The organism is Megalodesulfovibrio paquesii (assembly GCF_054653055.1).
The window spans coordinates 601,477-616,449 of the sequence record NZ_BAAIGQ010000004.1 but is presented as its reverse complement, the minus strand read 5'-3'; the positions used below and the strand labels follow the sequence as shown (position 1 = coordinate 616,449).

12 protein-coding genes are annotated in these 14,973 nt (G+C 62.8%); 10 read left to right on the top strand and 2 right to left on the bottom strand.

Going from position 1 to position 14,973, the window contains the following annotated elements; all coding sequences use genetic code 11:
• Positions 1-159: 159 nt before the first annotated feature.
• The 3 genes from ACYQ00_RS05330 (at position 160) to ACYQ00_RS05320 (ending at position 3,499) form a co-directional block, all read left to right on the top strand.
• Entirely contained in the window at positions 160-537 is a 378-nt protein-coding gene (locus ACYQ00_RS05330; protein WP_460031128.1) for a hypothetical protein, read from the top strand.
• A gap of 485 nt (positions 538-1,022) precedes the next feature.
• The gene (locus ACYQ00_RS05325) at positions 1,023-2,222 is read left to right on the top strand and encodes an HDOD domain-containing protein (protein ID WP_460031127.1); all 1,200 of its coding nucleotides are present in this window, start codon (positions 1,023-1,025) and stop codon (positions 2,220-2,222) included.
• A 14-nt stretch (positions 2,223-2,236) separates the two neighbouring features.
• The gene (locus ACYQ00_RS05320) at positions 2,237-3,499 is read left to right on the top strand and encodes a PAS domain-containing protein (protein ID WP_460031126.1); all 1,263 of its coding nucleotides are present in this window, start codon (positions 2,237-2,239) and stop codon (positions 3,497-3,499) included.
• A 102-nt stretch (positions 3,500-3,601) separates the two neighbouring features.
• Here ACYQ00_RS05320 and ACYQ00_RS05315 read toward each other — a convergent pair whose 3' ends face one another.
• Positions 3,602-4,111, bottom strand: coding sequence for a DUF3124 domain-containing protein (locus tag ACYQ00_RS05315; RefSeq protein ID WP_460031125.1), 510 nt, complete (start codon positions 4,109-4,111; stop codon positions 3,602-3,604).
• Positions 4,112-4,209: 98 nt separating this feature from the next.
• Positions 4,210-5,988 carry a response regulator gene (locus tag ACYQ00_RS05310; protein WP_460031124.1) on the bottom strand — a complete coding sequence of 593 codons (1,779 nt, stop codon included), beginning with the start codon at positions 5,986-5,988 and terminating at the stop codon, positions 4,210-4,212.
• A gap of 219 nt (positions 5,989-6,207) precedes the next feature.
• Here ACYQ00_RS05310 and ACYQ00_RS05305 point away from each other — a divergent pair, with 219 nt between their 5' ends.
• From ACYQ00_RS05305 to ACYQ00_RS05275, 7 genes are all read left to right on the top strand, one after another.
• Positions 6,208-7,158: a diguanylate cyclase gene (locus ACYQ00_RS05305; protein ID WP_460031123.1), complete on the top strand. Its 951-nt coding sequence runs from the start codon at positions 6,208-6,210 to the stop codon at positions 7,156-7,158.
• An 82-nt stretch (positions 7,159-7,240) separates the two neighbouring features.
• Positions 7,241-8,008, top strand: a complete 768-nt coding sequence (locus tag ACYQ00_RS05300; protein WP_460031122.1) for a GGDEF domain-containing protein — start codon at positions 7,241-7,243, stop codon at positions 8,006-8,008.
• A gap of 4 nt (positions 8,009-8,012) precedes the next feature.
• The gene (locus ACYQ00_RS05295; protein ID WP_460031121.1) at positions 8,013-9,296 is read left to right on the top strand and encodes an RtcB family protein; all 1,284 of its coding nucleotides are present in this window, start codon (positions 8,013-8,015) and stop codon (positions 9,294-9,296) included.
• A gap of 92 nt (positions 9,297-9,388) precedes the next feature.
• Complete coding sequence (locus ACYQ00_RS05290; RefSeq protein ID WP_460031120.1) at positions 9,389-11,809, top strand: methyl-accepting chemotaxis protein; 2,421 nt, start codon at positions 9,389-9,391, stop codon at positions 11,807-11,809.
• Positions 11,810-11,886: 77 nt separating this feature from the next.
• Complete coding sequence (locus ACYQ00_RS05285) at positions 11,887-12,612, top strand: AzlC family ABC transporter permease (RefSeq protein WP_460031119.1); 726 nt, start codon at positions 11,887-11,889, stop codon at positions 12,610-12,612.
• A gap of 4 nt (positions 12,613-12,616) precedes the next feature.
• Positions 12,617-12,946: an AzlD domain-containing protein gene (locus tag ACYQ00_RS05280; RefSeq protein WP_460031118.1), complete on the top strand. Its 330-nt coding sequence runs from the start codon at positions 12,617-12,619 to the stop codon at positions 12,944-12,946.
• Positions 12,947-13,214: 268 nt separating this feature from the next.
• On the top strand, positions 13,215-14,966 hold the full coding sequence (locus ACYQ00_RS05275) for a protein kinase domain-containing protein (RefSeq protein ID WP_460031117.1): 1,752 nt from the start codon (positions 13,215-13,217) through the stop codon (positions 14,964-14,966).
• Positions 14,967-14,973: the final 7 nt, after the last annotated feature.

The window sequence follows — 14,973 nt, the reverse complement described above, 5'->3', positions numbered from 1 at the left end:
CGCAGGCCCTTCGAGATTTTGTAGCCCACAGCATAGCGTGTTGGCAGTCAGGGCGCAAGAAGTAACCCATTGCAACTGAACGTCACAGGCCGCATTCCTGCTGCCCGCTTGCCTCGGGAGCCAGGGCGCACTACTATGCACCCATAAGGAGGAATCCCCATGGTTGGTCGCCTGCGTTGTCGATTGGTACGCCGGGTATTTCTTGCAGGGTTTCTGTTTGCCTGTGGCCTCGCCATGTGGACCGACGGACCAGCGGCACACGCCCAGGGGTTCACGGTGCCGTGCGAATCCTCCCCCGTGCAGGTCCGGCCGGCCGGCAAGGGTGCGGCCAGCGTCTTTCTCAGCACGCGCTGCACCACGACCGGGGATTCGTTTTTCTGGGAATGCCAGGAAAAGAAAGAAGGCGAGAAACTCTTGATGGACTGCACCGTGCAGCACGCGGACGGGAAGCCCGGGCAGAAGGTGCGCGTGGTCATGACCACGCATGACCGGCTCGGCGGGACGTTGTGCAGCATCGTCTGCAGGCAGGCGCAGTAGGACGCCCTGCTGGGGCGCGCAAAAGAGAAAGGGCATCGGTCTGTGAAGTGGGGAGCGGTCCGAAGGGCTGAAAGGTTGGACGGCTGCAGCAGCGCATGTTACAGTCGCAAGGAAACAGCAGCAGAGCTGTGGCAACCAAATTTGCAACAGTGGCTTTGTAGTGGCAACATGATGGTGATTGGCAGATCAAGACCATGCTGCAGGTCAAAAAACTGTCAGCTTTCGCAAGAAGATGCACCACAGCAGTATTGCGAAATGCGACGGATGTGTGACCGGAGTTGAGCTGTGTTGTTATAAAATTGTTGCATAAATCGTATTGTTGCGCTACGTTTTTGTCTGAATGATTACCGAGAGTGCATTGGGGGAAATGGCAGAAAATGTGCTCTGCACCGGAATGCGTTGGCCTTGCTTTCTAAAGGAGGCGCGTTGGCGTGGGTGTGATTAATACGTGTGACTTGCAGCCAACTATGGTGCTCAGGAGCGACTTGTACGCTCCCAATGGGCGTTTTTTGCTGGGCAAGGGCACGTTGTTGGAGCCAAAGCATATCCGCATCATGACCATATGGGGGGTGCCTGAAGCGGATGTGGAGGGTGTGCAGCGCAATGTGGTCATGGGGGCTGCCATCTCGCAGATTGATCCCCTGGTGTTACAGGAGTGCGAGGAGTGGCTGGCCCGGCGGTTCCGCCTGAGCAACCGCGGGCATCCCGTCATGCAGGAGCTGTATCAGCTGGCGCTCTTGTCGTTGTCCCGTCAGGTGCTGGAGGAGGAGCGCGACCCGCCCGCCATCCCGGACACCCAGGAAGACGAACTCTTTTTAGAAAAAAATCAGCATCTCGCAGAGGCAAACACCTCTATTGACGGTCTGGTGGCCCGGCATGCCAAGCTCTGTACCCTGCCGGACATCTATCACCGCATCGTCGAAGTGTTGCAGAACCCCCGCAGCTCGGCCATGCATATTGCCGAGGTGGTCAGCAAGGATGTCAGTCTGTCCGCCCGGCTGCTCAAGCTGGTCAACAGCCCCTTTTACGGGTTCCCCGGGCGCATCGATTCCATTCCCCGCGCTGTGACCCTGCTCGGCTCCAACGAGCTGACCACCCTGGCCCACGGCGTGACCGTGGTGCGGGAATTCGAAAGCCTGCGCACCCAGGGCGTGGACATGCGCCGCTTCTGGGAGCACAGCGTGGCCTGCGGGCTCTTTGCCCGGGCCCTGGCCGGCCGGAAGCCGGGGCTGTCGGAAGAGCGTTTCTTTGTTGCCGGGCTGTTGCACGATATTGGCCGGCTGGTGCTCATCAAGGAGCGTCAGGACCACATGCGCTATGCCCTGGCCCTGGCCCGGGTGGAGGGCATGCCCTTGTGGCGGGCCGAACGCCGGGTCTTTGGCTTCGACCATGGACAGGTGGCCAGCAAGCTACTGCGATCCTGGCATTTTCCTGTTGATTTGGAACGGATGATCGCCAATCATCACACGCCGCTCAAATCAGAAAACATTTTGGAAGCCTCCTTTGTCAATGTCGCGGATTGCATCACCCTGGCGTTGGATATTGGCGCCAGTGGCAATCCCTTTGTGCCAAGCCTGGAAGCCAGAGCCTGGGAGGCGCTGGAGATCACCCCGGGCGTGGTGGCCACTGCGGCAAAGCAGGTGGATCGACAACTTGGCGATATCATGCGCATGTTTTTCGTCTAGGCGGCTGAATTCTCATGATGGATGATAGCCGTATTCCGCCCAGTGGCTCGCAGCCCCCGCGTGACCCGGAAGAGGTCATTCGTCGGTTGATCAACGAAAAGCGCGCCGCTCTGAATGCCCTGGAAATGGCCGGGGCCTTGGGGAGCTTTACGGTCAGCCTGAACCGGCTGGACTCTCCGCTGCCCATTCTTCTGGAAACAGCCATGAAGCTGCGCACCCTGGTGCGCCTCTCCAGCTTTGCCTTTTTCCTGGTGGATGAACAGGATGGAGACTTGCGGCTGGCGTTTCACGAGCCGGTGGCCCAGCGACGCTGGTTTGAGACCGAGCTGGAGCGGCTCATTGGCGACCATACCCTGGCCTGGGTGCTCCAGCGGGCCAAGCCGGTCCTGCTGAACACCGAGGACGGCGGCCAGACGCTGCTTCTGCATTCCCTTTCCACGGTTTCAAGAACACGCGGGGTGTTCATCGGCATTTTGGGTCAGGAGCGCGATGACATTCTGGACCCGTCCTATTGCCTGCTTTCCATCATTTTCCATGGCTGTGCGCAAACCCTGGAAAGCTTTGCCTTGTACGCACGCATTCGCGAAATGAACCGGCAGCTGAGCGAGCATGTGGCCACCCTGGAGCTCTCCGAGCTGGCCCTGCAGGAGCGCGGCCAGGCCCTGGAGGCTGTGGCGGCCCGCCATAGCCAGGACTTGGATCTGATGCACAAGGAGCTGGCCCGGCACATGCTGGCCCTGCAACAGGCGCAGGAGGAAAGCCGGCGGCATGAGAGCTTCATGCGCGCCGTGCTGGAGAATGGGGCCTTTGGCGTGCTGCTGGTGGATAGCGAAGGCGTGGTCCTGCATTGCAATGACCGTGCGGCCAGATTGTACCGCTTTACCCCGGGCAGCGCGCCGGGCGTGTCTCTTTCCGAAGTGGCCTCGCCGGCGGTGGCCGAGGCCCTGCTCAAAGAAAACGAGCGGCTGTTCCACAAGGACGATTCCCTGGTGGCGCTGGAAGAGCTGGTGGATCCCGTCCTGCACGGCCTGCACATGAAGGCCATGTTCCTGGCGGCGGACCCGGCGTCTGGCTCCAAGGTGGTGTGCCGGCTGCTTGTCTGCGTGGACCCGAACCAGCATCCGTTTTTGCGCCGTGCGACCGAAGACCAGGCTGCCAGGGCCCGGTGCAAGGCCCTGGCCACCCTGGGCGCCAGCCTGATGGACACCCTGCAGGACGATTCCCAGAAAGCCATGCTGCGTTACGTGCTGGATCTGGCCGGGGCTGAAACTTCCTAATTGAGGACGCGGCACGAGGGCCATCTCCCTGAAATCTGCCGGTGTTTCCAGCGTCATAAGGGCAGGGAAGCCTGCCCGCGGGAAGGGCGGGTTCCGCCGGCGCTATTCCGGCACCTCTTCGCCCCGGCACACGAAGGAAATGCCCTGCCCGCCGGTGGTGGAGATCATCACGGTTTCCACCAGCGGGGGAGCGACGGCCTTGTCTGACTTCCAGCGGACCAGAAACCCCGCGCCCGCACCGCCACGCTTGTCGGACTCGTCGATAATCACTTCCGTGGCCGCCAGGGGGCCAAGGGCTTTGGCGGTGACGTCGAAGGCTTCAAGATGCTTGCCCTCGCCATCAAAGTACTGGATGGATTCGATGGTGACAGGGTGCGAGGGATCCACATTGCGCACAGTGAGGATCACCGTCAGCAAAAACGGCTTGTTCCTGGACCCCTGGTAAATGTGCGAATACGCTGGCACATGCACCAGGGCGCCTGTTTTGCGGGCCTGCCCGGCCCAGGCAGTGGACGGGATCATCGGCATTGCCGCGAGCAGCAGGGCGGCAAGGCTGCTTGCGAGTACAATCCGCCGCATCAGGCGGCAGGGAACAGTGGATAGCGTGAGCATGGAAGGTCCTCCTGTGGGAGGTTCATACCAGCCTGTCGCAATAAAGGCTACGTGCCCCAAAAAGCGCTCCCCCAACGGCTGCGCCCCGGTCCGGCTGGTCAGCTGGAGCCGCACCCGGCCAGTCCCTGGCAGACGTGCGCCAGCTCATCGCGCAGGGCGTCCCATTGCGGCTTGATACGCAACGTCTGGCCGCGCAGGGCTGACTGCAAGTCCCTGGCCCGGGCTTGCAGCCCGCGTGCCGAGACGTTGGCCGCCGCCCCGGCCAGGGTGTGGGCCAGCATGGCGGCGCGGTCGTACTCCTGCATGGCCGCGGCAAGCAGGATCTCCGAGTCGTAGTCGTCGAATTCCTCATAAAATTCAAGGAGAAACCTACGGAGCATGGCCGCATCGCCATCAAATCGGGCCAGCCCGTCAGACAAGTCAATACCCGGAAGGGTGTCGGGGAGGGGGGGGCGGGGCGGAATTTCGGCCTGCAGCGGGGCAGCGCCTGCCGCACGGGTGGGAAGACCCTCCGCCTGAACGCGCTCCCCGCGCCGGCGCAGCCACTTGACAATGCTGTCCAGCAGGCCTTGCCGATGAAACGGCTTGCCGAGATAATCGTCCATGCCGGCGTCAAGGCAGGCGCGGACATGCTCGGTGCTGGCGTTGGCCGTGATGGCGATGATGGTGGCATCCTGCCGGCCGGGCAGGCTGCGGATGACCCGGGTGGCGGCATAGCCATCCATCCTGGGCATTTGCACGTCCATAAAGATGAGGTCATACGGCTGCGTGCGCACGGCCGCCACGGCATCATGGCCATTGGCGGCTGTGTCCACCTGCAATTCGAAGCCTTCGAGCATTTCGCGGGCCAGATCCCGATTCAAGATGTTGTCGTCCACCACAAGCAGCCGCGCGCCGCGCAACAATTCCTGTTGCTCAGAAAGTCCGGCTGCCGGCGAGGAGGCCGCCGCCGGGCTGTCCAGTGCAAGAAGTTCTGTTATGGTTTCGGCTAACTGCTCCAGGGAGACAGGCTTTTCCAGCAGGGCGCGGATGCCGGCCTGTTCAGCCTTGCGGCGTTCCCGGCCGGTGAAATACGCCGCGGTAAGCACCGTGGGGACCTCGGGCTGACGGACCTTGCGCATGCCCTTGTAGACATCAATCCCGTCCTGCCCTGGCAGTTGGACATCAAGAAACGCAAGGGCAAAATCCAGGTTGCCGCGCAGCAGGGCGGTCGCCTCATTGCCATCGGCCACGTCCATGCAGGTCAGTCCCAGGCTGACGAGGTGCCCGCACAGCTGTTCGCGGCTGACTCTGTTGGCGTCTGCCACCAGGGCCCGCAGGCCGGCGAGTCGGGAAGAGGAGGTGGCGTTCGCTCCGGCGGGTGGCATGGCCAGGTCGGCGCCGGCCGGATCAGGAGCCATGCGCGCAGCAAACCGCAGGCACCAGGAGGCAGGCGCAAGCTGTTCCACCTCCAGCGGGCTGCCCAGCCCGGCAGCCAGCCGGCGGCACACATCCAGGCCGGAGAAATTCCCCGGGCTGCCGGCCGGGCTGTCTTCTCCACGCGCGATGGCGGCCATCCGGGCCCAGCCCTGGTCAGCGGTTTCACCGCCGGAAACCACGGCCTGGAGCTGCAGGACGATTTCCTCGGCGTCTGCTCTGGCCAGGGTGGCTTCCAACCGCAACTCCCCGCCGCGGGTATGCTGCAGGGCGTGGTTGATGCCGTGCAGGAGCACCTGCTTCAAGGCCAGGGGGTTGCCACACAGCGTGGGGGGCAGCTCGGGGGCAATGTCCATCAGCAGGTGGACATCCCTGGCCTCGGCGTGCCCCCTGAACAGACTCAGCACTTCCGAAAGGACCTGTTGCAGGTCAAAAATGATCACGGTATCCAGTGCGCCCATGTTGCTGCTTCCTGCCAAGGGGATCCGTCGCGCCGCTGCAGGGCGGCGGGGTAATTTCCCGGCACCATGAAGCCTCTTGCCGCATTTGACAAGCCCTGCGCAGGAAAATCACAGTGTCACACATCTGTCATCTTAAGGACATATGATGCGGCATTCGGTGTGGCAGGCCAGCGTTAGGGGAGTATTACCCCCCCCAACGCGAGCAAGGAGACCAATTGCATGCAGCAGACATGCTCCCGCCAGCGGGTGCTTATCGTTGATGATGTGGCCATGAACCGTTCCATCCTCGGCGAAGCGCTGCGGCATGAATACGACATTGTATACGCGGAGGATGGGGAGTCCGCCCTGGAACTCGCAACTGCCGAGGCAGCGCCGGATCTCATCCTGCTGGATATCATCCTGCCCGGGATGAACGGGTACGAGGTGCTGGGCAGGCTCAAGGCCTCCTCGCGCACCCGGCACATACCTGTGGTCTTCATCACCGTGAAGGGTGAAGAGGAGCACGAACAGCGGGGCCTGGAGCTGGGGGCTGTGGATTACATTTCCAAACCCTTCAGCCTGCCCATCGTGCGTGCCCGGGTGCGCACGCACCTGGAACTCAAGCGCCACCGCGATGTGCTGGAGGATCTCTCCACCCAGGACGGCCTGACGGGCATTCCCAACCGGCGGCGGTTCGACGAGATTTTCACGCGGGAATTCCGCCGGGCGCAGCGCGAAGGGTCGCCGCTGGCCCTCATCCTCGTCGATGTGGACCTGTTCAAAGCCTACAATGATCTGTACGGGCATCTCGCCGGGGATGACTGCCTGCGTCGCGTGGCCACCACCCTGGCCTGCTCCCTGCGGCGTCCAATGGACTCCGTGGCCCGCTACGGCGGGGAGGAATTCGCCATCGTGCTGCCCAATACGGATCTGCAAGGAGGCATGATTGTGGCGGAATCCTTGCGGTATGAGGTGGAGGCCATGGGGTTGCCGCATGCGGGATCTCCCCATGGCATGGTGACCGCCAGCCTGGGCCTGAGCGTGCTTGGTCCGGAAACAGATTTGGCAGCCCAGGATCCGGAACGGCTGTTCGCCTGTGCAGACAAAATGCTCTATGAAGCCAAACGCGTTGGCCGCAATGCCGTTCGGGGTGCGCACCTTGAAGACGCGCAGCGGCTGATGCCTGAGTAACAAGACATTGTAATTTTATAAAAAATGAGGTAATCAGCACAAAACCCGCCAGATTTGTCATCAGCAAGCTCCAGGAGCACGCATGGCCCTTGCCCACCGGCATCGCCGCCTTGTCGAAGGGATGCTCCTTGGGGCGTGCGCGCCTGTGGGATGGGCGGTGCTATGCACCGTGCAGGACATGTGGCGACTGGCGGAACCGCATTATGCCTTCTGGCTGTTCAGTTACATGGCTGTGGGAACCATGGCCGCCTTTGGTGGATTCAGTTATCTCATTGGCTGCAACGAAGAGCGCTTCGAGCACCAATCCATCCACGACCCCCTGACCCGGCTGTACAATCGCAGGCTGTTCCACGAGCGTTTTGAGCAGGAATTCGCCCTGGCCCGGCGGCGGGGCTCGCCCCTGACCCTGGTGCTTTCCGATCTGGATCACTTCAAACAGGTCAATGACGTGTACGGGCATCCCGCCGGCGACGTGGTGCTGCGCGAGGTGGCGGCCCGGATGAAGCGTCTGGTGCGAAAGGGAGAGGTGGCGGCCCGCATTGGCGGGGAGGAATTCGCCATCCTGCTGCCCGGATCCGATGCCGAGCAGGGCCGCATCCTGGCGGAGCGCCTGCGCGAGGCTGTCCGCAGTCAGCCGATTCAGCTGCCCACCGGGGCGATGCTTTCCTGCAAAGTGACCCTTGGGGTGGCCGGCCTGGACGCTGTTTACGTGGAGACGCCCGGGGAACTCCTCTGTGCGGCGGACGCTGCGCTCTATGCCGGCAAATGTCAGGGCCGGGACCGGGTGATGGTGCAGGACAGCGGCTGGCGCAGTCAGGGCAGTTGCGAACTCAAGGGTGACTGGGAATAGGCGCATGGCTGCCAAACGCCGCACCGGAAAGGCAGCGCATCGGCCCGCCCGGAAGAAACAGCTCTCCATAGGCCAGGCCCCGGTCACTTTGCCCGGCGGTACTGCAGCGGCCGCATTTGTCCCCCGGGAGGCTCCGGCTCCCTACGTCCATTTTCCTTCCTGCGAGCCCGGTATTGATGACTCCGGGGCCATCGCCCAGATGGAAAACGCCCTGTGGCTGCCCGCGGCCGTGGCCGGGGCGCTCATGCCGGATGCGCACACCGGCTACGGGCTGCCCATTGGCGGGGTGCTGGCCGTGGATAACATGGTCATTCCGTATGCCGTGGGCATGGACATCGGCTGCCGGATGAAACTCACCGTGCTCGATCTGCCCCCGGCCTGGCTGCGGCAACATCGCGAACATCTGGCCCGCGTGCTGGAGGCGGAAACCTGCTTTGGCGTTGGCGGAGTGCATCGCCCACACCTGGAACACCCGGTGCTGGATGCGGATTGGGGTTTCTCACCCGTGCTCAAGGCCCAACGCAAGAAGGCGGTGGAACAGCTGGGCACCAGCGGTTCGGGGAATCATTTTGTGGAATTCGGGGATCTGCACGTACTCGCAGGCTGGGAGGGCCTGCCCCAGGGGCATTATGTGGCCCTGCTCTCCCACAGCGGCAGCCGGGGGGCGGGCGGGGCGGTGGCCAAACAGTATTCCGCCCTGGCCATGGCCATGCATCCGGAGTTGCCACGAAATTTGCGCCAGCTGGCCGGCTTTGCGCTGGGAAGTGCCGAAGGCCAGGAATATTGGGCGGCCATGGAGCTGATGGGCCGGTACAGCGAGGCCAATCACGAGCTTATTCACGGCCGAATCCTTGGTGCGCTGAGGCTTGAAGCCCTGGCCACGGTGGAGAACCATCACAATTTTGCCTGGATTGAGCAGGTGGCCGGGCGCCGGGCTGTGGTGCACCGCAAGGGGGCCACGCCGGCGGGCGCGGGGGTGATGGGCGTGATACCGGGATCCATGGTTGCGCCAGCATTTGTGGTGCAGGGCAAGGGGGAAACACGATCTTTGTGCTCTGCTTCACATGGTGCCGGTCGGCGCATGAGCCGTTCCGAAGCGCAAAGGCGAGCCAATTGGCACCAGTTGCGCAGGATTCTCGAAGATAACGGTGTGATGCTGCTCGGTGGTGGACTGGATGAAGCGCCCGTGGCATATAAGAATATCCAAGAGGTCATGGCAGCACAAACGGAACTTGTGGGGGTTGTGGGGAAGTATATGCCAAAGCTTGTGAAAATGGACACATTGTAGGTATTCTTGTTGCATAAAAAATTTGTTGGATTATAGAACGTTGTCCGACTGCAGCTGGGAAGACCGCAACATTTCGTTGAATGGGGGATGGGATGGGAATTCGTGCAAAGATTGGCTTGCCCCTTGCGGCACTGACCGCGGTGCTGGGTCTGGTCTGCTATTGGCTGATCAGCCATCAGTTGCAGGCCCTCAACCAGAAGAATTTACAGCAATCCATGCAGGCCAAAGCGCGCGAGGTGGAGTCTGCCATTGCCTCCAGCGCGCAGATGGCCCTGGAAATGGCCGCCATGACCAGCGCCCTGCCCCAGGTGGCCGAGGCCTATGCCCTGGCCGCCACGGGCAACATTGGAGACGAGAACAGCCCGCAATCGCAGCAGGCGCGGGAGCTGCTCCGGGCGAGCCTCAAGCCGGTGCTGACTGGCTATGCCGCGGCCACGGGCCAGAAGCTCCAGCTGCATTACCACCTGCCCAACGCCCGCAGCCTGGTCCGGCTTTGGCGCGAAAAACAGTTGAAACGTAACGACAAATGGGAAGACGTCTCGGATGACCTGACCAGCTTCCGTCCCACCGTCCTGGACGTGATCAGGGACGGCAAGCCAGTCAAGGGCATTGAGCTTGGCCGCGGCGGTTTTGCCATTCGCGGGGTCACGCCCGTGCTGGACGCCTCCGGCAAAAAGCTGGGCAGCGTGGAAGTACTGGCCGAGTTTGAGCAGGTGTTCAAAAAGTCCGTGTCCAGCGCTGCCGAAGCCGTGCAGCTGTATATGAACGCTGACAAGCTCTCCGTGGCCACCGTGCTGAACGATCCCCAAAAGCATCCGGTGCTGGATGGCAAGTACGTCCGCGTTTCCTCGGAAGGGGCCCTAGGGGACAGCTTCACCCCCTCGGTGGCGCTGCTGGATGCCGGAAAGCGGGAAGTGGCCATGGAGGTGGCGGGCAATCTGGCCGTGGCGGCCTTCCCAGTGTCCGACTACAATGGCGCGCAGGTTGGCGTCATGCTCTATCTTCTTGACGTTGCAGCACAAAACAGCATCATCAGTCAGTCCACCCAAACGCTCCTGGGCATCCTCATCGCCCTGCTGGTCATTCCGGTGGTGTACGTCTTTTTCTTTGTCGGCCGGTTCGTGGTGCGGCCCATCTCCCTCATTCGGCAGAAGATTCAAGATATCGCGGAAGACAAGGCCGATCTCAAATCCCGGGTGGAGAACACCCAGAATGACGAGGTGGGCCTGCTTGCCACCTGGTTCAACCGGCTCATGGCCAAGATTGAGGAAACCCTGTGCGACGTGGAAGGGTACAAGAACCTCATCAACGCCGTGCCGGACCCCATCTTTGCCGTGGACGATCACTACAACATCCTCATGGCCAACGACGCCACTGCCAAGCTCCTGAAGTGCTCCATGCAGGAGTTGCGGGGCAGCACCTGCGCCAGCCGGTTCAAGACCAAGGTCTGCAATACGCCGGACTGCCCCATTGCCCACGCCAAGCAGCGGCGGGGCTTCTGGCAGGCCGAGATTCTGAACATCGGTACCGATGCCGAACCCCACTGGATTCAGCCCACCGGCGACGTGCTGAAAGACTGCTACGGCAAGGTGGTCGGCTACGTGGAAGTGGCCCGCAACGTGACCAAGCTGGTAACCAAGGAAAACGAGGTTCAGCAGCAAATGCAGCACCTGGCGCAGGTGAATATGGAGCTGCAGCGGGCCTCCGAGCAGATTGTTGAGGCCACGGACGACATGCTGACCCGCTTTGGCCAGATGAATGCCAACTCCGGCCGTCAGTCGCACCGCGTGCAAGAAACGGCCACGGCCATGGAAGAAATGAACGCGACAGTGCTCGAAGTGGCCCAGAACGCCTCCCACGCCGCGGAGCAGGCCGGCGGGGCCAAGGCCAAGGCCGAAGAAGGCGAAGAGGTGGTGGAGCAGTCTGTCCAGGCTATCGCCGCTGTGCGCAACCAGGCGGTGGCGCTCAAGGAGAACATGGGAGAACTGGCCAAACGCGCCGAGAACATTGGGCAGATCATGAACGTCATTTCGGACATTGCCGACCAGACCAACCTGCTGGCCCTGAACGCGGCCATTGAGGCGGCGCGGGCCGGGGACGCTGGCCGCGGCTTTGCCGTGGTGGCCGACGAGGTCCGCAAGCTGGCGGAAAAAACCATGACCGCCACCAAGGAAGTGGGCAATGCCATCCGCGCCATTCAGGAAGGCGCCAGAACCAATGCCGCCGTGGTGGATACCGCCTCCGACGCCGTGGAAGCAGCCACCACCCTGGCCAACAAGTCCGGCGAGGCGCTCAAGGTCATCGTGCAGCGCGTGGTGGAAACCACGGATCAGGTGCAGGCCATCGCTGCCGCGGCTGAGCAGCAGTCCGCAGCCAGCGAGCAAATCACCAGGGCCATTGCCGACGTGCATGCCATCAATACGGCCAATGTGGCCGATTTGCAGGCATCGGATGACATGCTGCAACGGCTCTCCAGTCTGGCAGGCAGGTTGCGCAGTCTTGCCGGATCATAGCCAGTAGGCATATGCCTGAATGCGGCAGGGGGAGCAGGACTCCTCCTGCCGTTTTGTTTTGCAAGGAGTGTTGCAGTATGCATGCATCCGTTGTGGCGGGCTCTGCCTGGGCAGGCGTTGGGGAGGGGTTTCGGGCCATTGCGCCGGTGTTGTTGGGGGTGTTGCCCTTTGGGGTCACCTTTGCCGTGCTGGCCGGAGCCGCCGGAGCTGATCCCTGGGGCATCATGGCTTCCAGCGCCCTGGCCTTTGCCGGGGCGTCCCAGCTGGTGGTGGTCGACTTGCTGAACAGCGGGGCCTCCATGATCCTGGCGCTGGTTGCCGGGCTCACGGTGAACTTGCGGCTGGTGATGTATTCCGCCTCGCTGGCGCCGGAGTTTGCCCGCGCGCCCATGTGGCACCGCGTCCTGGTGGGTTTTTTCATGACCGATCAGTCCTACGCCATTTCCCTGATGCGTTTTTCGCGGGATTCCCGGCTGCACCGCATGGGCTTTACCATGGGGGCCTCGGTGCTGCTGTATGTGGTGTGGCTGCTCGGCAATGCCCTGGGCATTGCCCTTGGCGCCGTGATCCCGAAGTCGCTTTCCCTGGACTTTGCCGTGCCGGTGACCTTCATGGCCCTGATCGCGCCGACCCTGCGGGACCGTCCGGCGAAAATTGCCGCCCTGGTGGCCGGGGTGTCGGCCTTGCTGCTGGACTGGATGCCCAAGGGGCTCGGACTGATGGCCGGGGCAGGCATTGGCATAGTGGCCGGCATGGTGGCGGAGTCACGCCACATGAAATCGTCCCACCGCAAAGGACGGTGAAGCCATGATGAACGCCCCGGATTTCTGGATTGCCAGCCTGCTGCTGGCGCTTGGGGCCTTTGTGCAGCGTTTCTGTTTCTTTTTCCTTGAAGGTCGTTGGGAAATGCCCGATGGGCTGCGACGGGGGTTGCGGTTCATCCCCCCGGCAGCGCTCACGGCCCTGGTCACCCCGATGTTTCTCCTGCATGGCGAGAATGTGCTCGGGATTTCCTCATGGACGCGACTCCTGGCTGGCGCGCTGGCGGTGCTGGCGGCCTGGAAATCACGCAATATCCTGGTGGTGATTCTCGTGGGGCTGGGCAGCCTGTGGCTGCTCGACTGGTTGAGCGCCTAGTGCTGTGTCTTTCCTGTATGGACACCGTGTGAGGACGCAACACGAGCAAAAACGCCGGCCCGGGGGCAATCCGGGCCGGCGCATCTCGGCAGCAGGGCAGGGGGCAGGTGCCGCCAAGATCCGGAAAGGGCCGTGGGAAAAATCTTCCAGGCCTCTTCCTGATTCATTTTCATGCAAAGAATGTACCTTGCCATGATATGCTGCCGCAAATGCTCGGTAAGGTCGTCCCCCTCTTGCCCTCTGGCCGCGCTCGTGCCATCTTCCAAAAATGGCACACGATGTATCCAAAACCCTGACCCTCCCCCGGCCCGGCCGACGCGAACGCAGGCGGCGGGAAGAACACGCCGTGGCGCCGTCGCTGGTGGTGGTGACCTCCTGCCAGGACCGCCCGGTGCGGCTCTTCGGCACGCTCTGGCCGCATGACATCCTGGCCCTGCCGCTTGATCCTGTGCTTGGCGATCACCCGTGCCTGGAGACTGGTGCGGCGCTGGATTGCCTGATTCGCACCGCGGCAGGCCCCCTGGTGACGGTCTGGCGGCGGATTCGGGCCAAGGCGGTCCCCCATGGCGTGAGCGGCTTGTTCCGGCTGGTGGAAACATCGCCGGCGGAAACCGTCCTGTCTCCCGGGCAGGCGGTGTTGCGCAAGGATTTGGATGCCCTGCTGCGCGCACCATTCCTCTCGATTCTGGAGGTGGAAGAACTGCCGCCCGTGCTGGCCCTGCTGCGACAGCGTCAGTTCGATATTGGTGCACGGCTCATGGAGCAGGCCGAGGCAGGCAACTCGCTTTTCATCATCCAGTCCGGAGTCTGCAAGGTGTTGGTGGAGAAGGACGGCCGCCAATACGAGGAAGCCCGCCTGGGCCCCGGCGAAGTGGTCGGGGAGATGGCTGCCCTGACCGGTGACCGTCGCAGCGCCACGGTCACCGCCGAGGATGCCGTGATTGCCTGGGAGCTCCAGGCCCGCGACTTCGAGACCATGGCGGCCACTGCCCCGGAATTGCGGCAGTTTCTCACGGAGCTGCTCACTCACCGTCTGGAAAGCGCCCTGCATGCCGCAGATCGTGTGGTGGGCCGCTACCGCATCCAAAGCAAGCTGGGCCAGGGCGGCTACGCCCTGGTGTACGCCGGCGTGCATGACATCCTCGGCCTGCCCGTGGCCATCAAGATGCTCAAGCACACGCTGGCCATGGAGCCGGACTTCGCGGCCACCTTCCGCCGCGAGGCCCAGGTAATCGCCAGGCTCAATCATCCAAATATTGTGCGCATCTACGATATCGAGGAGCGCTGCCGGACCATTTTCATCATCATGGAGCGCCTGGAGGGCCGGTCCTTGAAGGAGGAGCTGCGCCGTCAGGGGCGGCTGCGCCCGCTGCAGGCGGCGGATATTCTCTTTCAGATCTGTCAGGGCCTGGACTATGCCCACAGCCACGGGATCATCCATCGAGACATCAAGCCGGCCAATGTGTTTCTGCCCTTCTGTGGCCCGCTGAAGATCCTGGACTTTGGCCTGGCCTGCATCACCGGCCTGGATGACCGCTGCTTTGAGGGCACGGCGGCCTACATGGCGCCCGAGCAGATTCTGGGAGGCGCGCTGGATCCGCGCACGGATTTTTACGCCCTGGGGTGCACGGCCTATGAGCTGGTCACGGGGCGGCTGCCCTTTGAGGCGGAGGATATCATCGAAATAGAGGAACAACACCTCTCGCAGCCGTTTCCAGACCCGTGCGGGCCAACGGGACTGGCGCCCGACCTGCCGCCTCCCCTGCGTGAGTTCATCCTGCGCTGCACCATGAAGGATCCGGCCGCGCGTTTCGCCTCGGCCCGGGAGGCCATGGATGTGCTCGCACCGCTGCTGGACCCGGCCGCGCATGCGCACACGCCCAGCCGCCGTCTGCTGACCCTGCACTGCCTGCATACCGAGTCCCAGCGCCAGGAGCTGGAAGCACTGGTGCATGAATTCACCCAACGCGCCCAGGCCCTGGGCGTGACCCTCCGGGCTTCTGAATTCGGGGAGCTGTAAGGGCGCC